Source organism: Faecalibacterium sp. An58 (assembly GCF_002161515.1).
Taxonomy (GTDB): domain Bacteria; phylum Bacillota; class Clostridia; order Oscillospirales; family Ruminococcaceae; genus Faecalibacterium; species Faecalibacterium avium.
In genome coordinates this window covers 1-19,760 of the sequence record NZ_NFHX01000002.1, presented here as the reverse complement: position 1 = coordinate 19,760, position 19,760 = coordinate 1, and the positions used below count along the sequence as shown (strand labels likewise).

Genomic DNA, 19,760 nt, shown 5'->3' with positions numbered 1-19,760 from the left:
AGCCCCCCGCCGGCTTTTTCCGGCGGGGGGCGTTTTTTGCATCAGCGGGCGGTTTCTTTTCGCATCTGCTCTTTATGGTACTGCAGCGTATAAAGCTGGTAGTAGCGGCCCCGCTTTTCCAGCAGCTGCTGGTGGGTGCCCTGCTCCAGGATGCGGCCATGCGAGAGGACGATGATGTTGTCGGCGTGCTGGATGGTGGACAGCCGGTGGGCCACGATCAGCATGGTGCCCACCGAGCGCATCTTCTCCAGAGAGTCCTGGATCAGCAGCTCGGTCTCGGTGTCGATGTTGGCGGTGGCCTCGTCCAGGATCATCACGGCAGGCTCATGCAGGATGGTACGGGCAAACGAGATCAGCTGCCGCTGGCCCGCCGAAAAGTTGTTGCCGCGCTCCCGCACCGGCTCGTCCAGACCGCCCTCCAGCTTGTCGATGAAGTGGTCGGCATTGACATAGCGGCACACCTCCAGGATCCGCTGGTCGGGCACATCCTCCATCCGCAGGACGATGTTGCTGCGGATGGTGCCCGAGAACAGGAACACATCCTGCAGCATCTGGCCGAAGTGGCTGCGGATGCAGGAGATCTTGATCTTGCGGATGTCCACCCCATCGATGAGGATCTGCCCTTTCTGGAACTCATAATTGCGGCAGATCAGGGACAGAATGGTGCTCTTGCCCGAACCGGTGGAGCCCACAAAGGCCACCGTCTGGCGGGGGGACACATGGAAGGAGACCCCCTGGAGCACCCATTCCCCGGGCACATAGCTGAACCACACATCCCGGAATTCGATATCCCCCTGGATCACAGGCAGGTCGATGGCATCGGGAGCGTCCACCATGGTGGGCTTGAGGTCCAGGATGGAAAAGACTTTCTCGGAAGAAGCCATGGCCGACTGCAGCCAGTTGAACTGCTCGGCCAGGTTCTGGATGGGGTTGTAGAACTTGGAGATGTACATATAAAAGGTGACGATGGTGCCTCCCGAGATGGTCTGTCCCAAAAAGGAATGGCCGTCCAGGTAGCCCATGCCGCCCAGATAGAACAGGCACAGCACCGAACTGATGTACAGCATATACACCAAAGGCCGGAAGACGCCGAATACAAAGATCTCGTCCCGCTTGGCCTTGCCCAGCGCCTCGCTGCGGCGGCGGAAGTCCTCCATCCGCACATCCTCCCGGCCAAAAATCTGGGTGATCTTGATGCCCGACAGGTTTTCGGACAGATAGGTGTTGATGTCGGTGGTGCAGTCCTTGACCCGGCGGTAGGCCCGGCGGGAGAACCGCCGGAAAATGACGGTGAACAGGACGATGAAGGGCACAAAGCAGAGGACCATCAGGGTCAGCTCATAGTTGACCAGCAGCATGGCGCCCAGGATGCCCAAAATGACAAAGCAGTTCTTTGCCAGGTTGACCAGAAGGTTTGTGAACATCATCGAGATGGCGTTGGTGTCGTTGGTGACACGGGTCACCAGCTTGCCCACTGGGATCTCGTTGAGCTGCTGGTGGGAGAGGGACTCGATGTGGGTGAACAGATCCTCCCGCAGGTCCGAGATGATCCGCTGGCCCGCCTTTTGCAGGATGACCGCCTGGAAATAGGAGCTGACCATCGAAAACACCAGCACGCCGGCGTATACCGCCACCGTGGCAAACAGGCTGCGGAGGGCGAAGTCCCCCACCAGCATCTCCTCCACATAGCCCACGATGAGGGGCGACACGATATCGTAGACGATGGAGAACAGCATCAGCAGGCCCGCCACCGCAAAGCTGCCCAGATAGGGCCGGGCGTAATGGGCCAGCCGCCGGACGATCTCGCCGTCCGAGATGTTGCGCTCAAAGCCCATGGAAGTCTTTTTGTCCTTGACCAGGGCGTAGGCCAGGATCAGCAGCGCCGACACGCCGCCGATCAGGCCGCCCGCCAGCCAAAGCGGATTCAGTTGGATCATTGATTTCCACCTCCCAGCTCGTCCTCCAGCCGCTGCAGATCCACCATCTTGCGATAGTCGGGGCAGCGCTGGTACAGAGCGGCATGGCTGCCCACGTCCACCACACGCCCGTCGTCGATGAACACGATCTTGTCCATCTGCTCCACCGTCGAGATGCGGTGCGCGATGAGGATGGTGGTCTTGCCTGCGCGCTCCCGGTTGAGGTTTTCCAGGATAACCTTTTCGGTGCGGGTATCCACCGCCGACACCGAATCGTCCAGGATCAGGACGGGGGCGTCCAGCAGCAGGGCCCGGGCGATCGAAATGCGCTGCTTCTGTCCGCCCGAGACGGTGACGCCGCGCTCACCCAGAACCGTGTTGTAGCCCTCCTTGAAAGCGGCTACGTTGTCATGCACATCGGCCATCCGGGCCGCGTGCTCGATCTCCGCCTGGCCGGCGGCGTCCACACCAAAGGCGATGTTGTGGGAAATGGTGTCCGAAAAGAGGAAGTTGTCCTGCGGCACATAGGCGCAGGCCGAGCGCACCGACCGGATCGACAGGGTGTTCACATCCTGGCCGTCCATCCAGAGGGTGCCGTCGGGTACATTGTAGATCCGCAGGATCAGGTCCACCAGGGCGGTCTTGCCCGCGCCGGTCTTGCCCACGATACCCACACGCTCCCCGCTGTGGATGGTAAAGGAGATGTCCCGCAGCACATCGTATTCCCCGTCGGGATAGCGGAAGGTCAGGTGCCGGAACTCGATTTCCCCTTTGGGGTCGGTCAGATCCCGGACGCCGGGCCGGTCGGCCACATCCACCGGAGCATCCAGCAGCTCACTGATGCGGTTGAGGGACGCCTTGCCCCGGGAGGTCTTTTCGATCAGCATGGACACCGCCATGATGGGCCACACGATGGCGGAAAAGTAGCCAATATACTCCACCAGCTGTCCGGCATTGAACCGGCCTGTATAGACAAGATACCCGCCATAGCCCAGGATGACGCAGGTGACCGACTCCACAAAGAGGGTGATGAGGATATTCAGCAGGGTGGAGATGCGGGTATAGATGACGTTGATCTCCTCATTTTCGCGGTTCAGTTTGCGGAACGCCAGCAGCTCCCGGGTCTCCTTGACAAACGCCTTGACCACCGCGATGCCCGAAAAGTTTTCCTGGGCGAAGTCGGACAGGTCCGCAAAGGCCTGCTGCCGCTCCTCCCAGCGGCGGGTCAGCACCCGGCCCACCATGCTGCCTACCAGGAACATCAGGAAGGCGGGGATCATGGCCATCATGGTCAGGGAGCGGTCCATCTGCCACATCTTGATAAAGGCGAGCAGCCCCAGAAACAGCGCATCGCAGAACATCAGCACGCCGTCCCCAAAGCACTCCTGGATGGTCTCCAGATCGTTGGTGTACAGGCTCATCAGGTTGCCCACCTTGTTCACCTGGTAATAGGACTGGGACAGGTCCTTGCTGTGGTCGAACATCCGGTTGCGCAGGTCGGTCTCCACCCGGATGGCCGCCCCAAAAAAGCAGATGCGCCACAAAAACCGGCCGATCACCATGGATACGATGATGCCGATCATGGGCATACAGATATTCTGCATCAGCACCTGGGCGGTAAAGGCTACCGGCTCCCCTCCCACCAGCACCTGCCCGCTGTTGATCCCGTTGATCAGCATCCGGTACAGCTCAGGGATGATCAGCTGCATATAGTCCACCAGGATCAGCGCCGCCACGCCCAGCAGCAGGGCCGGGGCGTTTTTGAGGTAATAGCGGTTGATGTATTTGCCAAAGATCACAGTTGTTCCTCCTTGTCTTTCCGGGCCCCAACAGCCCGTTTTTCTGCCTGGCCACCCACGCAGTTCTATCAGTATATCCCCCGCGGGCGGACTTTGTCAACACTGCCCGAAAGGACAGGAAAACAGAAACGCCGGCACCGGCGCTTGGGCGCTGATACCGACGTTTCTGTCTGTTTGGAGCGGCCGACGAGGCTCGAACTCGCTACCTCCACCTTGGCAAGGTGGCGCTCTACCAGATGAGCTACGGCCGCATATGGTGCCTCCGATCGGAATCGAACCAATGACACGGGGATTTTCAGTCCCCTGCTCTACCAACTGAGCTACAGAGGCATAATGGCGACCCGGATCGGGCTCGAACCGACGACCCCCAGCGTGACAGGCTGGTGCTCTAACCAACTGAGCTACCGGGCCACATGGTGGAAGTTAACGGGCTCGAACCGCTGACCCTCTGCTTGTAAGGCAGATGCTCTCCCAGCTGAGCTAAACTTCCATGCAATGGAGCGGCCGACGAGGCTCGAACTCGCTACCTCCACCTTGGCAAGGTGGCGCTCTACCAGATGAGCTACGGCCGCACACTCCATGTGCCGTGCCGGTCTGCGGGACCGGCGACGAGCAATATTATACCTGAGTTTGGGCCGGTTGTCAACACCAAATTTCAGCTTTTTCCGCAAAGGCCCGGTTTGCATTGCAATATCCCTCAAAAAACTGTATAATAAAAATCAGATTTGCAGCAGAGGGGCTGCATCCCCCTGCGGGAATGGAATCAACAGTATATAAAGGAGTTGTCACAATGTATAGGATCACGCAGAAGGTCGAGCTGAACCCCACGGTGACCAAACTCGTCATCGAGGCGCCTCTGATCGCACAAAAGGCGCAGCCGGGCCAGTTCATCATCGTGCGCCCGTTTGAGGACAGCGAGCGCATCCCCCTGACGGTGGCCGGCTATGACCGGCAGGCCGGCACGGTGGACATCATCTTCCAGATCGTAGGCGGCACCACCATGGAGCTGAACTCCCTGAAAGCAGGCGACTGCGTCCACGACTTTGTGGGTCCCCTGGGCCGCCCCACCGAGACCGACGGCCTGAAGAAGGTCTGCGTGGTAGGCGGCGGCGTGGGCTGCGCCATCGCTCTGCCCGTGGCCCGCAAGCTGCACGAGCAGGGATGCGTGGTGCACAGCGTCATCGGCTTCCGCTCCAAGGACCTGCTGATCCTGGAGGACGAGTTTGACGCCTGTAGCGATGAGCTGCGTGTGATGACCGACGACGGCAGCTACGGCACCAAGGGCGTGGTCACCGCCGCTCTGGAGGAGCTGATCAACGCCGGCAACCAGTACGACGAAGTGATCACCATCGGTCCGCTGATCATGATGAAGTTTGTGGTCAAGACCTGCCAGAAATACGGCATCAAGAGCGTCGTGTCGATGAACCCCATCATGATCGACGGCACCGGCATGTGCGGCGGCTGCCGTCTGACCGTGGGCGGCAAGACCAAGTTCGCCTGCGTGGACGGCCCCGATTTCGACGGCGACCTGGTGGATTTTGACGAGGCAATGGCCCGGGGCGCCATGTACCGCCCCTTTGAGGCCCATGCCCGTGAGGAAGCCTGCAACCTGCTGCATATGGAGGTAAAGTGACCATGGCCTTTAATATGGACCCCAAGAAGTGCCCCATGCCCACCCAGGACCCCAGCGTCCGCAACAAGAATTTCAGCGAGGTGGCTCTGGGCTATACCGCAGAGATGGCCGTCAACGAGGCCAAGCGCTGCATCCACTGCAAGAACAAGCCCTGCGTGGAGGGCTGCCCTGTGGGCATCAAGATCCCCGATTTCATCGCCCAGGTCGCCGAGGGCAACTTCGAGGCCGCCTACCAGATCATCAGCCAGGACTCTTCCCTGCCGGCCGTCTGCGGCCGTGTCTGCCCCCAGGAGAGTCAGTGCGAAGGGCGCTGCACCCGGGGCATCAAAAACGAGCCGGTGGGCATTGGCCGCCTGGAGCGGTTCGTAGCCGACTGGCACCGGGAGAACGTCCACACCGACCCCGCAATGCCCGCTCCCAACGGTCACAAGGTGGCTGTCATCGGTGCAGGTCCCGCGGGCCTGACCGCCGCCGGCGACCTGGCCAAGATGGGCTACAAGGTCACCGTCTACGAGGCGCTGCACGTGGCGGGCGGCGTGCTGATGTACGGCATCCCCGAGTTCCGTCTGCCCAAAGCCATCGTCCAACAGGAGATCGACGGCCTGAAAGCCATGGGCGTGGATTTCGAGTGCAATATGGTCATCGGCAAGGTGCTGACCATCGACGAGCTGATGGGCCAGTACGGCTATGAGGCCGTGTTCATCGGCTCGGGCGCGGGCCTGCCCCGGTTCATGGGTATCCCGGGTGAGAGCCTGAAGGGCGTCTACTCGGCCAACGAGTTCCTGACCCGTTCCAATCTGATGAAGGCCTACCTGCCCAACAGCAAGACCCCCATCTACGTGGGCAAAAAGGTGGCCGTGGTGGGCGGCGGCAACGTGGCCATGGATGCCGCCCGCAGCGCCCTGCGTCTGGGCGCCGAGCAGGTGTACATCGTCTACCGCCGCGGTATGGAGGAGCTGCCCGCCCGCAAGGAGGAGATCGAGCACGCCGAGGAGGAGGGCATCATCTTCAAGACCCTCACCAACCCTGTGGAGATCCACGGCGACGAAAACGGCTTTGTCAAGGCCATCACCTGCATCCAGATGGAGCTGGGCGAGCCCGACGCCTCCGGCCGCCGCCGCCCCATCGAGGTCCCCGGCAGTGAGTTCACTCTGGAGATGGATACCGTCATCATGAGCCTGGGCACCAGCCCCAATCCCCTGCTGCGGGCCACCACACCCGGCCTTGAGACCAACCGGCACGGCTGCATCGTCACCGGCGGCGACGACGGCGATACCAGCCGCGAGGGCGTCTATGCCGGCGGCGACGCGGTCACCGGCGCAGCCACCGTCATCAAGGCCATGGGTGCCGGCAAGGCTGCCGCCAAGGCCATCGACCAGTACATCAAAACCAAAGCGAAGGGGTAAAATCCCCGGACCTTTTCAGTTTTGACAAGATCTGTGCAAAAGAGATCGGTTTTCGAGGACATCTTCCTGTTTGACTGAGCGTGCAAAAAGCCGCCCGGCTCCCCTTCATCTGCGGAGGGCCGGGCGGCTCTTGTTTTCAGATCTGCAGTCCCTTCCGGCCCGCGTATCCAGGCAGAAGGGCATCCCGCGTCTTTCAGGACTGGCAGGCGGTGATGAGGCTCATCTTGTAGACCTCGTCGGCGTTGCAGCCGCGGGACAGGTCATTGATGGGCGCATTCAGGCCCTGCAGGATGGGGCCGTAGGCCGCATAGCCGCCCAGACGCTGGGCGATCTTGTAGCCGATGTTGCCGGCCTCGATGCAGGGGAAGATGAAGGTGTTGGCCTGGCCGGCCACAGCGCTGCCCTTGCACTTGGTCTTGGCTACCTCGGGGGAGACGGCGGCGTCGAACTGCAACTCGCCATCGACGGCCAGTTCGGGGGCCAGCTCCTGTGCCTTGAGGGTGGCGTCGTGGCTCAGGGCCACCGTGCCGCCCTTGCCGGAACCCTTGGTGGAGAAGCTCAGGATGGCCACCTTGGGGTCGATGCCGAAGATAGCTGCGGTCTTGGCGGTCTCGACGGCCACCTCAGCCAGCTTGCTGGCAGCGGACAGCTTGACTTCGCCGGTGGCCTTGTCCACGGTGTCCTGGTAGTCGATGTTGATGGCGCAGTCGCCCATGGCGATCCGCTTCAGGCCCTCATCGCCCCAGTCGCGGTCCAGGATGAAGCAGGAGCTGACCAGATGCGCGCCCTTCCGGGTCTTGATCAGCTGCAGGGCGGGACGGACGGTGTCTGCCGTGGAATAGGTGGCGCCGCCCAGCAGGCAGTCGGCCTTGCCCATCTTGACCAGCATGGTGCCAAAATAGTTGGATTTCTTCAGCAGCTCACGGCACTCCTCGGGGGTCATCTTGCCCTTGCGCAGCTCTACCATGGTGCTGACCATCTCATCGAAGCCCTCGTAAGTATCGGGGTCAACGATCTCAGCGCCCGAAATATCAAAGTTGCCGGCCGCAGCCGCAGCTTCGCACTCGGCCTTATTGCCCACCATGACCACCTTCAGGATCTTTTCGGCCAGCAGCTTGCTGGCTGCCTCCAGAATGCGGGGGTCGCTGCCCTCGGTGAAAACGATGGTTTTGGGGTTCGCCTTCAGCTGCTCGATCAGCGGCGCAAACATATCTGCCATTGTGATACCTCCGATTACGTTCCAGTATTTACTTTTGTGTTGGACACAAGAGCCTTTCCGTCTCTATTTTAACACAAGGCGCTAAAACTTCAATATTGAATTGGGATTTTTTATGGAAAATTCCGGCTCGATCTCCAAAAATTTGCGCTTTGGAGCCTTTTGGGTCGGCCCGTGGCGCTTGACAGACGAAGCAAACCGATGCAAAATAAAAAATACAGCCCTGCCCAGGGATGTAAAAATCAACCGAAAGAGGGAATGTTATGAAGCGCAAAGCCCTGAAAGCAGCCTTCCCCTACACCCTGCCCATCTGCGTGGGGTTTCTGTTCCTGGGGATCTCCTATGGCTTTCTGATGCGGAGCAAAGGGTTCTCTTTTGTATATCCTTTGTGCACCAGCCTGTTCATCTTTGCCGGGTCGATGGAGTTTGTGACAGCCGAGCTGCTGCTGTCGGCCTACAATCCCCTGCACGCTTTTCTGCTGGCCCTGATGGTCAACGCGCGGCACCTGTTTTACGGGCTGTCCATGCTGCAGAAGTACCGGGGCACCGGCATGAAAAAGTTTTATCTGATTTTTGGCATGTGTGACGAGTCCTTTTCCATCAACTGCACCGTCACCCCGCCCCCCGATGTGGACAAAGGCTGGTTCATGTTCTTTGTCACCCTGCTCAACCACATCTACTGGGTGACCGGTTCCACTCTGGGGGCGCTGCTGGGGTATGTCATCCACTTTGACACCACCGGCATCGAATTTGTCATGACCGCCCTATTCGTGGTCATGTTCCTCAACCAGTGGCAGGAGGCCAGGGACCACCGGCCCGCCCTGCTGGGGCTTGGCTGCTCGCTGCTCTGCCTGCTGGTGTTCGGCAGCAGCAGTTTCATCGTGCCCGCCATGGCTCTTATCATCCTCAGCTTCCTGTTCACCCGCAGGAGCTTTGCGGCCGGCAGGCCCGAAAAGGAGGGCGGCGCATCATGACCATGACCGTTGCCCAGAGCATCCTCACCATCGCGGCGGTGGTGCTGGCCACCATGCTCACCCGCTTCCTCCCCTTCCTCATCTTCCCCGAGGGCAGGACGCCCCCCGCCGCCATCACCTACCTGAGCACCGTGCTGCCCTATGCGGTGATCGGGCTGCTGGTGGTCTACTGCCTGAAGGACACGCTGTTCACATCCTGGCACGGCCTGCCCGAGCTGATCGCCATCCTTTTCACCGCCCTGGTGCACAAGTGGCGGAACAACACCCTGCTGAGCATCGCAGGAGGCACGATCCTGTATATGATCCTGGTCCAGAACGTTTTCTGAGCCCCACAACAAGGAGGTATCCCCATGAACAAACTGACAAAAGAACAGGCATGGCAGCTGCTGTCCTCCTACACCGAGACCCCTGCCCTGCAAAAGCATGCCCTGCAGGTGGCCGCCGCCATGGAGCACTTTGGCCGCATGGCCGGTGAGGACCCGGAAATCTGGTGGGCCGCCGGCCTGCTGCACGACCTGGACTATGAAAAACACCCCGAGGAGCACTGCCATAAGGCCCGGCAGTTGATGGAGCAGCACGGCGTGGACCCGCTCTACATCCGGGCCATGGAGTGCCACGGCTACGGCCAGTGCACCGATACCCGGCCCGAAAGCCTGCTGGAAAAGACCCTGTTCACGGTGGACGAGCTGACCGGCCTGATCAACGCGGCCTGCCTAGTGCGTCCCTCCAAAAGCGTGCTGGACCTGGAAGTCAAGTCGGTGAAAAAGAAGCTGAAGGACAAGACATTTGCCGCCGGGGTCAACCGGGATGTGATCCGCCAGGGCGCCGAAATGCTGGGCACCCCTCTGGATGATGTGATCCGGGAGACCATCGAAGGGATGAAGGAGCACGCAGAGGAGATCGGCCTGAAAGGCAGCCTCTGACCTGCAAACCCGCCCCCGCAGAAAGAAACACGCCGCAGAGCCAACCAGAGCCCTGCGGCGTGCTGTATTCCAGCGAACCTTTTTCCATGTAGAAGATCTCCACTGCGCTGTGCCAGTGCCAGGGCACAACGTGCCCGGGATAGCGGTCTATCTCCACCCAGGAGGCAATGTAGGGAAAATCGGGGGCAAAGCCGGGCAGCCGTTCCTCCCTGCTGCCGGCAAAAACTCAATGTCGTGGATGGGTCTCATTTCTCTGTCCTCCCGATTCTGCAAGGCGGGCGCCGCCCGCAACAACAAAGCGCCGCCGGCCCGTCCAAAGGCCAGCGGCGCGTTTTTCTATGGGTCAGCCGTTGCCGTCCGCCGGCTCCTCGTCCTCCAGGACCTGGAGGGCGGCGTCCTCCTCCGCGGTCTGCGCCTGCCGGGCGGCGGCCATTTTGCGCTCGATGCGGGCGTTCACCGACTCTTTCAGCAGGATATAGACCACCGCCATCACCGGGATGAAGAAGATCATGCCCAGGACGCCGAAGGCCGCGCCGCCCACCAGGACCGCAATGATGGTCCACAGCGGCTCAAGGCCCACCGAACTGCCCACCACATGGGGGTAGATGAACTGATTCTCGATGAACTGCACCACCTGGTACACCACCAGGCAGAGCAGCGCCTGCAGGGGGTCCACCAGCAGGATCAGCGCCACGCCGATGCCGCAGGACAGGAATGCGCCGATATACGGGATAAAAGCGCACACCGCCGTCAGAACGGCGATCAGGCTGGCATAGGGGATCCGGAACACCGACAGGGCGACGAACATCAAAAAGCCCAGCAGGCAGGATTCGATGGACTGGCCGCCCAGGAACTTGCCGAACACTTCCCGGATCAGGCTGCCCACATGCCAGATCTTGTCCCCCACCTGGGGCTCGACAAAGGCGTAGAGCAGCTTGCGGCACTGACGGGAGAGGTTCTCCTTGTCGATGAGGATATACAGGGCGATGACGGTGGAGAACAGCGCGTTGCCCAGCACCGAGACGGTGGCGGTGACCGCCCCCACCAGCGTACCCAGCATACTGGAAGCGCCGGTGATCATCTGCTGGGCCACTTCCCGCAGGTTGATGGATGCAAGCTGCTGTTCCACCATGGTCAGCACGCTGGAGTCGATGCCCAGACTGTAAAGGTAATCGATGATGCCGGGCAGGCTCTCCTGGATCTGCACGATCACGCTCATGATGGACTTGCGCAGCTCCGGGATCAGCATCAGCACCGCCAGGGCCACCACCACGATGATGCACACAAAGGTCAGCAGCAGACTGAGCATCCGCAGCCCCTTGCCCGCCCGTTTGGGCTGGCGGCGGAACAGTTTTTTCAGGCCGTTCTCAATGGCGGTCATGGGCACATTGAGCAAAAAGGCAATGATCCCGCCGATCACCACCGGGGTGCACAGACCGATCAGCGCACTGGCCCAGTGGGTCACCGTGTTGAAATGGGTCAGCCCGAAATAAAAGGCGATCCCTCCGAACACCAGGAAGGCTGCAAAGCGTTTGTTCTGTTTTTCCATCCGTTTTCTCCTGACTTTCCTATTCTTACCGGTCTGCCGGGGCAGCGTTTCGCCGCAGCCGCAGCTCCCGTCGCGCTTCGTCTTCTTCCATTATGCACGGATTTTCAGCCCAGGTCAATAGATGGGTGGGATTGTTTGTGAAAAGTTCACTTCTCCTCCGACCGCCCCTCCCCCTCCTCCAGAAAGGGCACCGCGACCTTCATCCACTCCTCGGGCAGATAGACCGCCAGATAGCCGTGGCCGCAGCCCTTGGCCTCGTAGATCCGGCAGGAGGGCACCTTCTCCTGGAACAGCCGGGCGGACCGCTTGACGCATTTCATCTCCTTTTCCCCATACCAGTACATCACCTGGGCCCGGGTGGCGGAGATGCTTTCCTTCAGGCGATAGCGCATCATATAGGTGCGGTACATGGCATACAGGGTCCTGCGGGGAGTGCGGGGCAGATCCTCCAGATAATGGGCCTGGATCTCGGGCGGGAACTGCATCGCGGCCGGCAGCACACGGGGCATCAGGGCCAGCTGGAGACGGCAGGCCCTTTGACTGAACATCCACCTGCCCGCCAGCCAGACCGACGCCATGCAGAGCCATCCCATAACGGGCTGGGGGATGCACAGGCTGCCGTCAACGATGGCCTTGCGGGCCAGGTCCGGCCTGCGGGACAGCAGCTCCATAACGATCTGGCCGCCCAGCGACACTCCGCACAGTGCGAACAGGTGCCCGCCGCAGTGTTCGTCGATGTAAGCCAGCAGGGCGTCCGCTTCCTGCTCGGTGGAGACGTAGGGCACGGCGCATTCCTCCCCGTGGCCGTCCAGGGTGGGCAGGATCACATGATACCGCTCCGACAGGGCACGGGCCTGCCGCAGATAGTTCCACCAGGCGTTCCCCCCGCCGTGGATCAGCATGACCGCCGGCAGCCGGCGGTCCCCCAAGGTATGAAAACGCATTCCAGTATCCCTCCCGGAAGGTATAAGATGGGCTCATTCTATCACCCGCCCCCGCCCGGTGTCCAGCCCCCGCGCCCGGGCCGTTGCCCCTGCAAAACTTTGGAGGACAAACGCTGCGTTTTGTGTTATAGTAATAGACAAGCAAGCCAAGAAAAGGAGGAAGTTCCATGGATCTTGAAACCTTGCAGGCCAAATGCCTGACCTGCCAGCGCTGCCCCCTGTGGGAGACCCGCCAGCACGTCGTCTTTGGCCAGGGCGTGCCGGACGCCGAGGTGCTGTTTGTGGGGGAAGGGCCCGGCCAGAACGAAGATCAGCAGGGCCTGCCCTTTGTGGGCCGCAGCGGCCAGCTTCTGGACAAATACCTGTTCGCCATCGACCTGGACCGGAGCAAAAACTGCTACATCGCCAACATCGTCAAGTGCCGCCCGCCCCAGAACCGGGACCCCCTGCCCGCCGAGAGCGAGGCCTGTATGCCCTGGCTGCGGGAACAGTTCCGCATCCTGCGGCCCAAGATCGTGGTCTGCCTGGGCAGGATCGCAGCCCAGCGGATGATCCGCCCCGACTTCTCGGTGACCAAGGAACACGGAGTGTTTGTGGACAAGGGAGGGGTGGCCTTTATGGGCACCTTCCATCCGGCCGCCCTGCTGCGCCAGCCCCAGAACAAGCCTCTGGCTTTTGGGGACTTTGCGGCCCTGCGGGATAAGATCGGCCAGGTGTGCACCCACACCTACTGAGACAAAATCCCGCCGCCCGGACCCGGGGCAGTGGCAATCCGCCTCGCTTTTGCATACCTTGTGCCAAAAGCGAGGTGTTTTACTATGGAGACAAAGTGTCCGCAAGCCGTCGATTTCTTTCTGGGCACCACCACTCCCGCAGGGTTCCGGGGGTATTTCCAGGAGCTCGGGCAGGAACCCGAGATGCAGCTGTACCTCATCAAAAGCGGCCCGGGCTGCGGCAAGTCCACCCTGATGAAGCAGCTGGCCCGCAGCTCCGACGGGCCGGTGCAGCGCATCCACTGCTCCAGCGACCCCGACAGCCTGGATGGGGTGGTGTTCTGCGACAAAAACGCCGCCATCCTGGACGCCACCGCCCCTCACACCCTGGAGCCTTTGGCTCCCGGCGCCGGAGAAGTGGTGGTCAGCCTGTACCACACCCTGGACCCGGATGTCCTGCGTCCCCACCGGGAGGAGATCCGCAGCCTGTTTGCCCGCAACGCCGCCCTGCGCAGCCGGGCCGCCCGCTACATCGCATCGGCGGGCAGTCTGCTTCTGGACAGCCGCCGGGCCGAGGCGTGCAGCACCGACTTTGAAAAGGTGCGCCGCTACGTCAAGCGGCTGTGCGCCCGTCTGCTGCCCCGCAAGGGGGGGCAGGGCGTCGAACAGGTGCGTCTGCTGTCGGCAGTGACCCCCCAGGGGCCGGTTTTTTACAACGCCACCATCCAGGCTCTGGCCGACCGGGCGGTCATCTTCCGGGACGAGTACGGGGCGGCTTCCCGCTTCCTGCTGGAACAGATCCGGACCGAAGCCCTGGGCAGGGGCTACCGGATCATCACCTGCCCCTGCGCCCTTCACCCCGAGGACAAGATCGACCACATCCTGATCCCCGAACTGCGGCTGGCCTTTGTCACCGACAACAGCTGGCATCCCGCCGGCCTGCCAGGTCAGCAGGCGGTGCGGTGCAGCCGGTTCCTGGACCGGAACAACCTGTCCGGCTTCCGGGCGCGGCTGCACTTCAACGCCCGGGCCGCCCAGGAACTGATCCAGCAGGCAGTGGACCTGATGTCCAGCGCCAAAGCCTGCCACGACGAGCTGGAGAGCTATTACCGGGCGGCGGTGGACTTTGCCGCCGTGGAGCAGATCACACGGGACTGCGCCCGGATGATCGGCCTGCCCACAAGCTGAAAAGCAAACAACAAGGAAGGTGAAACCATGCACGAGATCCGTCTGGCCGTCCGCCAGCTGGTGGAGTTTCTTCTCCAGCGGGGGGACATCGACAGCCGGTTTTCCGGCTTCGACCGGGCCAACGAGGGGGCCCGCATCCACCGCCGCCTCCAAAAGCAGGCGGGGGAAGGCTACCGACCCGAGGTCTTTCTCTCCATCACACAGCAGGTGGAGGAAGTCGTCTACACCATCGAGGGCCGGGCCGACGGCATCTTTGAGGATGCAGAGGGCCGCACCGTCATCGACGAGATCAAGACCACCGGCGTTCCCACCGACCAGATCACCGAGGGGATGAATTTTTGCCACTGGGCCCAGGGGATGGTCTACGGGGCCATCCATGCTGCCCACAGCGCCCTGGAAAAACTCGATGTCCGGCTGACTTATTATCAGGTCGATGATGACAAGATTATATACTTTACACGTCATTTTACCAGTGCGGAGCTGCAGGATTTCCTGCTGGAGCTGCTGCGGGACTACCTGCCCTGGGCCAGACGGCAGCTGCGCTGGGCGGGCCTGCGCCAGCAGAGCCTGACCGCCCTTCCGTTCCCCTATCCCAGTTACCGGCCGGGCCAGCGGGCCCTGGCCGGCGAGGTGTACCGGGCCTGCCGCACCGGCCGGGCCGGCTCCAAAAAAGGCTCCCGCCTGTTCTGCCAGGCGCCCACCGGCACCGGCAAGACCATGAGCGCCCTCTTTCCCGCCATGAAGGCGATGGGGGAAGGAAATGGCGAAAAGTTATTTTACTTTACAGCCAGGAGCACCGCCCGGGCGGCCGCTGAGGAGGCCGTGCAGCTGCTGCGCCGCACCAGCGCCGGCCTGGCTTTCCGCTCGGTGACCCTCACCGCCAAGGAAAAGGTTTGCCTGTGCAAAAACGAGGCGGGCAGACCGGTCTGTATACCCGATGCCTGCCCCTATGCCCGGGGCTATTACGACCGCCTCAAACCTGCCCTGGCCGCCCTGCTGGACGGGGACGGCTGTTTTGACCGGCCTGCCATCGAAGCAGCGGCCCGGCAATACAGCGTCTGCCCCTTCGAACTCGGGCTGGACCTGAGCGATTGGTGCGACCTGATCATCGGGGACTATAACTACCTGTTTGACCCCACCGTCCACCTGCGCCGCTTCTTCGAGATGGCAGGAGACTGGGTGTTCCTCATCGACGAGGCCCACAATCTGCCCGACCGTGCCCGGGATATGTACTCGGCCCGCTTTGCCAAGAGCAGCATCCTCCAGGCCAGGCGGGCCATCCTGCGGGGCAAAAACTCCCTCAAGGGACATCTGATGCGGGCAGACAAGGCGCTGCTGGCTGTCCGCCGGGCCTGCGAGGCCCTGGCCCCCCGCCGCGAGGGCAAAGAGGGCGGCGCAGAGGATGCACCGGCCCAGGCCGAACAGCTAGGCCTGTTTGACCAGTCCGCCCAGGCCAGCGCCCCTGCACTGCCCCAGCCCCTCTATGCCCAGGATGGCACCTGCTTTTTCAGGGAGCTGCCCCCTGCCCTGATCCGGCCCCTGCAGGGGCTCCTGTCCCCTTTGCAGGACTGGCTGGAGAAGAATCCCGATGACCCCGCCCACGAGGCCCTGCTGGACCTCTATTTTGAGCTGCACGACCTGATCCGCACCGCCGAGCGGTACGACGAGCACTATGTCACCCAGCTGACCGCCCGGGGCAGTGAGCTGATCATCCGGCTGCTCTGCCTGGACCCGTCGGCCTTTGTGGACAGCAGTCTGGCCTGTGGGCGCACTGCGGTGCTGTTCAGCGCCACCCTGATCCCTCCGGGCTATTACAAGAGCGTGCTGGGATGCAGCGGGGCCAGGGCGGTGGCGCTGGAAAGCCCCTTTCCTGCCGGCAATCTGGGGCTCTATTGCCTGCCCGGCATCTCCACACGCTACCGCTGCCGGGAAGCCAGCATACGGCCCATCTCGGACGCGCTGGCGGCCCTGGCGGCCGGCCGGGTGGGCAACTACTTGGCCTTCTTCCCCAGCTATGCCTACCTGCAGCAGGTGTACGAGGACTTTACCGACCGCTATCCCCACATCCGCACCATTGCCCAGGCCAGCGGCCTGGACGAGGCGGGGCGGGCTGATTTTCTGTCCCGGTTCGCTCCCGACCCCGCCGAGACCCTGCTGGGCTTCGGAGTGCTGGGAGGCGTCTTTGGCGAAGGGGTGGATCTGGCGGGCAGCCGCCTGATCGGCTGCGCCATCGTGGGGGTGGGACTGCCCCAGGTCAATCCCCAGCAGGAGATGCTGCGCCGTTATTTTGACGAGAAGGACGGCTGCGGTTTTGACTACGCCTATCGGTTCCCCGGCATGAACAAGGTGCTGCAGGCCGCCGGCCGGGTCATCCGCACCGAGACCGACCGGGGTGTGGTGCTGCTGCTGGACGACCGCTTTGCCCAGGAGAGCTACCGCAGGCTGTTCCCCCGGCACTGGACCCATATCCAATATCTGTCCGGCACCGGGGCCCTGCAGCAGGCTCTGGATGCCTTCTGGGGGCAGGAAACTTGACACAGCCCCGTCCCATAGGCTACAATAAACCCGTATGTAAAAGCAAAAAACCAACGGAGGAATCGGTTTGAAGATACTGAAAGTGAAATGCCTGGCCCCTACCCGGCTGGACCATTACCTGATGCAGCAATACCCTGCCCTGACCCCCGGCCGCCTGAACAAGGCCCTGCGGGAGAACAAGATCAAGCTGAACGGCAAAAAACAGCCCCTCTCCACCCGTGTGATGGCCGGGGATGAGATCAAGCTGTTCATCCTGGACGATCAGCTGGACGCCGGCCAAGATACCGGCGGCCCCGGCTGGCTGCGGGCCCGGGGACCGGCCCAGGTGGTCTACGACTGCCCCCAGCTGCTGGTGGTGAACAAGCCCGCCGGCCTGACGGTGGACGGTCCCGAAAACGATACCCTGCTCAACCGTGCGCTGCTGTATCTGCACCAGCAGGGGCAGTACGGTCCTGACAGCCTGTACCAGCCCGCTTTGTGCCATAGACTGGATACCGGCACCAGCGGCCTGGTGTTGATCGCCAAGACACCGGAGGCCGAGCAGATCCTGCTGGAGGCCATCCGGGAGCGGCAGGTGAAAAAGACCTATCTCTGCGTCACCTTCGGGCGGCCGGTGCCCCCTGCGGGCACCCTGGGCGGCTATCTGCTCAAGGACGCCGAACTGGGCAAGGTTCAGATCCTGCCCGAGAAAAAGCCGGGGGCCAAAGAGGTGTGCACCGAGTACGAGACAGTGGCCGTGTCGGGGCGGCTGGCCCTGCTGAAGGTGCGGCTGATCACCGGTCGCACCCATCAGATCCGGGCCCATATGGCCAGCATCGGCTGCCCCATCCTGGGGGACAGCAAATATGGCAACAACGCCGCCAACCGGGAGCTGAAGCTGAAATACCAGGCCCTCTGCGCCTGGGAACTGGCTCTGCCCTCCTTCCCCGACGGCAGCCTCCTGGCCGATGTGGGCGGCAAAGTCTTCCATGCGCCCAAGCCCTGGTACTACGGCCAGATCCTGGACGGCACCTTGCAATAAACGATAGACGCACAAAAGCGGCAGCCAGACGGCTGCCGCTTTTCTTGTTTCTATTTTCCTTTTATCTGCCTCTGCCCTGTGAAGACCCTCCAGCCTGGCCTGCAGGTCACCCGCAAATGCGGACCATGTCGGGGGTGATCTGTGTCAGGGTGCGGGCGCCGCACATCTGCATGGCGTCGGCCAGCTCGGCTCCCAGCTTCTGGATGTACAGGCGTACCCCCTCTTCCCCGCCGCCATACACAGCGGTGACGAAAGGCCGGGCGATCAGCACCCCTTTGGCCCCCAGGGCCAGCGCCTTGAACACATCGGTACCGGTGCGGATGCCGCCATCCACCAGGACGGCGGTCCCGCTGCCCTGCAGAGCGGCGACGATCTCAGGCAGCACTTCGGCGGTGGCGGGGCACTGGTCCAGCACACGGCCCCCGTGGTTGGAGACCACCACAGCGGCGGCGCCAGCCTGCTGTGCTTTGAGCGCCCCCTTGACCGTCATGACGCCTTTGACAATAAAGGGCTTGTCCAGCATCCGGGCGATCTGACCCAGCTGTTCCACGCTCTTGCTGCCCGCAGGGGGATTGCGGTCTTTCAAAAAGGGCAGCCCTGCCGCGTCGATGTCCATAGCCACCGCAAAGCAGCCGCTCTGCCGCGCCTGTTCCATCTTGGCCCGGATGGTATCCATATCCCACGGCTTGATGGTGGGCACGCCGCAGCCGCCCGCAGCCGCAATGGCCTGGGTGGCCTGCGTCATAACGTTGGGGTCGGTGCCGTCCCCGGTGAAGGCCGCGATGCCGCCTGCGGCGCAGCTGCGCACCAGCACATCGTTGTAGGTCATGTCATTGTAGGCTTCGGAATAGTGCAGGTTGACCGCCCCCACAGGCCCCGCAAAAAAGGGATAGCGGAAGGTGCGTCCAAACAGCTGGCAGGTGGTATCGGGGGCGCCGCCCTCGCAGATGGTGTCCATATTCAGGCGGATGTCAGCCCATTTGTTGTAGTTGCGGATGGCGGTATCTCCTACCCCCTTGGCTCCCGGGCCGGGGATGCGGTTGCGGCAGGCAACGCCATTGCAGATGGGACAGGCCTTGCAGGTATCTCCCAGGCAGGCGCGGGCATTTTCCAAAACGTCGGTGTATGTCATAGGTTGCTCCTTTTCCATAGGACGGCAACGCCGCCCATTCTCTCTGACACACATCATACGCCAGTTCGGCCCCGCCGTCAAGCAGAGCCGGCAAAAAGAAGCCCAAAAACAAACCGCAAAACTTTTTTTCAAAAAAGGCTTGACAAAACCCGGCAATTCATGTATTATTATGGAGCGCTCCACGCTGAGCGGCAAAACAAAAGAAAAACAGATGGAAAGATGGCTGAGTTGGTCTAAGGCGCACGACTGGAAATCGTGTAACGTGTAAAAGCGTTCTGGGGTTCGAATCCCCATCTTTCCGCCAAAAAACCCTCGCAGGTTCGAAAGTTCCTGCGAGGGTTTTGTTTTATCTGCAAGGCCGTCCGACCGCCGCAGGGGCACGGCAGCCGCATTGGATCGCTTCCCTGTCCGGAATGCAAGGTAAGGTAAGCCGGAGTACCCTCCGCACCGTGCATTTTCCATGTGTGGAGGCGTTTATGTTGTCGCTCCAAAAAGCAAAACCCCCAAGGCATACGCCTCAGGGGTCTTGTTTTGAGAGAAGCCGGCATCTACCTATTTTCACAGGCCGTGTCCAGCCAACTATCTTCGGCACAAGTGAGCTTAACTTCTGTGTTCGGAATGGGAACAGGTGGGACCTCACCGTCATCGACACCGGCTGTCCGGAATATATGATCAGCTCTCGCTGTTGTCTTTTCCGGACATATCTCTCTATTCTTTTTTAGAAGGACGTGCCTTCAGAACTGAATAATAATCTGCTTTGCAATCAGAGTACAAGTGCTTTTACCTGGTCAAGCCCTCGGTCTATTAGTAC

15 protein-coding genes, 6 tRNA genes and 1 rRNA gene are annotated in these 19,760 nt (G+C 61.7%); 10 read left to right on the top strand and 12 right to left on the bottom strand.

The features are described 5' to 3' along the window. Positions 1–41: 41 nt before the first annotated feature. From B5G12_RS02495 to B5G12_RS02465, 7 genes are all read right to left on the bottom strand, one after another. Positions 42–1,937, bottom strand: a complete 1,896-nt coding sequence (locus B5G12_RS02495; RefSeq protein WP_087323581.1) for an ABC transporter ATP-binding protein — start codon at positions 1,935–1,937, stop codon at positions 42–44. After that, a complete protein-coding gene (locus tag B5G12_RS02490; protein WP_087323579.1) occupies positions 1,934–3,715 on the bottom strand; it encodes an ABC transporter ATP-binding protein in 1,782 nt (593 codons plus the stop codon). Before B5G12_RS02490 ends, B5G12_RS02495 begins: the two co-directional genes overlap by 4 nt. Positions 3,716–3,890: 175 nt before the next feature. Then, positions 3,891–3,966, bottom strand: a tRNA-Gly gene (locus B5G12_RS02485). Positions 3,967–3,969: 3 nt separating this feature from the next. Continuing rightward, positions 3,970–4,045 (bottom strand) — tRNA-Phe (locus B5G12_RS02480). 4 nt (positions 4,046–4,049) lie between these two features. Further along, positions 4,050–4,126 (bottom strand) — tRNA-Asp (locus B5G12_RS02475). Between the two features lie 3 nt (positions 4,127–4,129). Then, positions 4,130–4,205, bottom strand: a tRNA-Val gene (locus B5G12_RS02470). Between the two features lie 6 nt (positions 4,206–4,211). Continuing rightward, positions 4,212–4,287, bottom strand: a tRNA-Gly gene (locus B5G12_RS02465). A 218-nt stretch (positions 4,288–4,505) separates the two neighbouring features. On the opposite strand from B5G12_RS02465, the gene B5G12_RS02460 reads away from it, so the two are divergent. Together B5G12_RS02460 and gltA are read left to right on the top strand one after the other, a co-directional pair. Next, a complete protein-coding gene (locus B5G12_RS02460; protein WP_087323577.1) occupies positions 4,506–5,348 on the top strand; it encodes a sulfide/dihydroorotate dehydrogenase-like FAD/NAD-binding protein in 843 nt (280 codons plus the stop codon). 2 nt (positions 5,349–5,350) lie between these two features. Then, a complete protein-coding gene (gltA, locus tag B5G12_RS02455; protein WP_087323575.1) occupies positions 5,351–6,754 on the top strand; it encodes an NADPH-dependent glutamate synthase in 1,404 nt (467 codons plus the stop codon). A 193-nt stretch (positions 6,755–6,947) separates the two neighbouring features. Here gltA and pta read toward each other — a convergent pair whose 3' ends face one another. After that, positions 6,948–7,973 carry a phosphate acetyltransferase gene (gene pta / locus B5G12_RS02450; protein WP_087323573.1) on the bottom strand — a complete coding sequence of 342 codons (1,026 nt, stop codon included), beginning with the start codon at positions 7,971–7,973 and terminating at the stop codon, positions 6,948–6,950. A 260-nt stretch (positions 7,974–8,233) separates the two neighbouring features. Here pta and B5G12_RS02445 point away from each other — a divergent pair, with 260 nt between their 5' ends. The 3 genes from B5G12_RS02445 to B5G12_RS02435 are packed head-to-tail and all read left to right on the top strand — an operon-like array spanning position 8,234 to position 9,867. Next, positions 8,234–8,944: an AzlC family ABC transporter permease gene (locus tag B5G12_RS02445; RefSeq protein WP_087232139.1), complete on the top strand. Its 711-nt coding sequence runs from the start codon at positions 8,234–8,236 to the stop codon at positions 8,942–8,944. After that, positions 8,941–9,270 carry an AzlD domain-containing protein gene (locus B5G12_RS02440; protein ID WP_204245652.1) on the top strand — a complete coding sequence of 110 codons (330 nt, stop codon included), beginning with the start codon at positions 8,941–8,943 and terminating at the stop codon, positions 9,268–9,270. Before B5G12_RS02445 ends, B5G12_RS02440 begins: the two co-directional genes overlap by 4 nt. Positions 9,271–9,294: 24 nt before the next feature. Then, positions 9,295–9,867, top strand: a complete 573-nt coding sequence (locus tag B5G12_RS02435) for an HDIG domain-containing metalloprotein (RefSeq protein WP_087323571.1) — start codon at positions 9,295–9,297, stop codon at positions 9,865–9,867. 343 nt (positions 9,868–10,210) lie between these two features. Here the strand turns inward: B5G12_RS02435 and B5G12_RS02425 are convergent, their stop codons facing one another. Further along, entirely contained in the window at positions 10,211–11,416 is a 1,206-nt protein-coding gene (locus B5G12_RS02425; protein ID WP_087323570.1) for an AI-2E family transporter, read from the bottom strand. Positions 11,417–11,562: 146 nt separating this feature from the next. Next, positions 11,563–12,360 carry an alpha/beta fold hydrolase gene (locus B5G12_RS02420; RefSeq protein ID WP_087323568.1) on the bottom strand — a complete coding sequence of 266 codons (798 nt, stop codon included), beginning with the start codon at positions 12,358–12,360 and terminating at the stop codon, positions 11,563–11,565. A 167-nt stretch (positions 12,361–12,527) separates the two neighbouring features. Between B5G12_RS02420 and B5G12_RS02415 the strand changes: the two genes are divergently transcribed. The 4 genes from B5G12_RS02415 to B5G12_RS02400 all read left to right on the top strand — a co-directional run bounded on the left by B5G12_RS02415 (position 12,528) and on the right by B5G12_RS02400 (position 17,817). Further along, on the top strand, positions 12,528–13,094 hold the full coding sequence (locus B5G12_RS02415) for a uracil-DNA glycosylase (protein WP_087323566.1): 567 nt from the start codon (positions 12,528–12,530) through the stop codon (positions 13,092–13,094). An 84-nt stretch (positions 13,095–13,178) separates the two neighbouring features. After that, complete coding sequence (locus B5G12_RS02410) at positions 13,179–14,261, top strand: hypothetical protein (RefSeq protein ID WP_087323565.1); 1,083 nt, start codon at positions 13,179–13,181, stop codon at positions 14,259–14,261. Positions 14,262–14,288: 27 nt separating this feature from the next. Continuing rightward, positions 14,289–16,796, top strand: a complete 2,508-nt coding sequence (locus B5G12_RS02405; protein ID WP_087323563.1) for an ATP-dependent DNA helicase — start codon at positions 14,289–14,291, stop codon at positions 16,794–16,796. Positions 16,797–16,863: 67 nt separating this feature from the next. Then, on the top strand, positions 16,864–17,817 hold the full coding sequence (locus tag B5G12_RS02400) for an RluA family pseudouridine synthase (protein ID WP_087323561.1): 954 nt from the start codon (positions 16,864–16,866) through the stop codon (positions 17,815–17,817). Positions 17,818–17,923: 106 nt separating this feature from the next. Here the strand turns inward: B5G12_RS02400 and B5G12_RS02395 are convergent, their stop codons facing one another. Continuing rightward, on the bottom strand, positions 17,924–18,949 hold the full coding sequence (locus tag B5G12_RS02395; protein WP_087323559.1) for an alpha-hydroxy-acid oxidizing protein: 1,026 nt from the start codon (positions 18,947–18,949) through the stop codon (positions 17,924–17,926). Between the two features lie 213 nt (positions 18,950–19,162). Between B5G12_RS02395 and B5G12_RS02390 the strand changes: the two genes are divergently transcribed. Beyond that, positions 19,163–19,253, top strand: a tRNA-Ser gene (locus B5G12_RS02390). Positions 19,254–19,488: 235 nt separating this feature from the next. Here the strand turns inward: B5G12_RS02390 and rrf are convergent. Next, a 5S ribosomal RNA gene (gene rrf / locus B5G12_RS02385) occupies positions 19,489–19,605 on the bottom strand. Positions 19,606–19,760 lie beyond the last annotated feature (155 nt).

Coding starts and splice junctions, on each gene's coding strand:
- B5G12_RS02435 (WP_087323571.1), top strand. CDS start 9,295: ATGAACAAACTGACAAAAGAACAGGCATGGCAGCTGCTGTCCTCCTAC.
- B5G12_RS02425 (WP_087323570.1), bottom strand. CDS start 11,416: ATGGAAAAACAGAACAAACGCTTTGCAGCCTTCCTGGTGTTCGGAGGG.
- B5G12_RS02405 (WP_087323563.1), top strand. CDS start 14,289: ATGCACGAGATCCGTCTGGCCGTCCGCCAGCTGGTGGAGTTTCTTCTC.
- B5G12_RS02395 (WP_087323559.1), bottom strand. CDS start 18,949: ATGACATACACCGACGTTTTGGAAAATGCCCGCGCCTGCCTGGGAGAT.
- B5G12_RS02415 (WP_087323566.1), top strand. CDS start 12,528: ATGGATCTTGAAACCTTGCAGGCCAAATGCCTGACCTGCCAGCGCTGC.
- B5G12_RS02445 (WP_087232139.1), top strand. CDS start 8,234: ATGAAGCGCAAAGCCCTGAAAGCAGCCTTCCCCTACACCCTGCCCATC.
- gltA (WP_087323575.1), top strand. CDS start 5,351: ATGGCCTTTAATATGGACCCCAAGAAGTGCCCCATGCCCACCCAGGAC.
- B5G12_RS02410 (WP_087323565.1), top strand. CDS start 13,179: ATGGAGACAAAGTGTCCGCAAGCCGTCGATTTCTTTCTGGGCACCACC.
- B5G12_RS02460 (WP_087323577.1), top strand. CDS start 4,506: ATGTATAGGATCACGCAGAAGGTCGAGCTGAACCCCACGGTGACCAAA.
- B5G12_RS02420 (WP_087323568.1), bottom strand. CDS start 12,360: ATGCGTTTTCATACCTTGGGGGACCGCCGGCTGCCGGCGGTCATGCTG.
- B5G12_RS02440 (WP_204245652.1), top strand. CDS start 8,941: ATGACCATGACCGTTGCCCAGAGCATCCTCACCATCGCGGCGGTGGTG.
- pta (WP_087323573.1), bottom strand. CDS start 7,973: ATGGCAGATATGTTTGCGCCGCTGATCGAGCAGCTGAAGGCGAACCCC.
- B5G12_RS02495 (WP_087323581.1), bottom strand. CDS start 1,937: ATGATCCAACTGAATCCGCTTTGGCTGGCGGGCGGCCTGATCGGCGGC.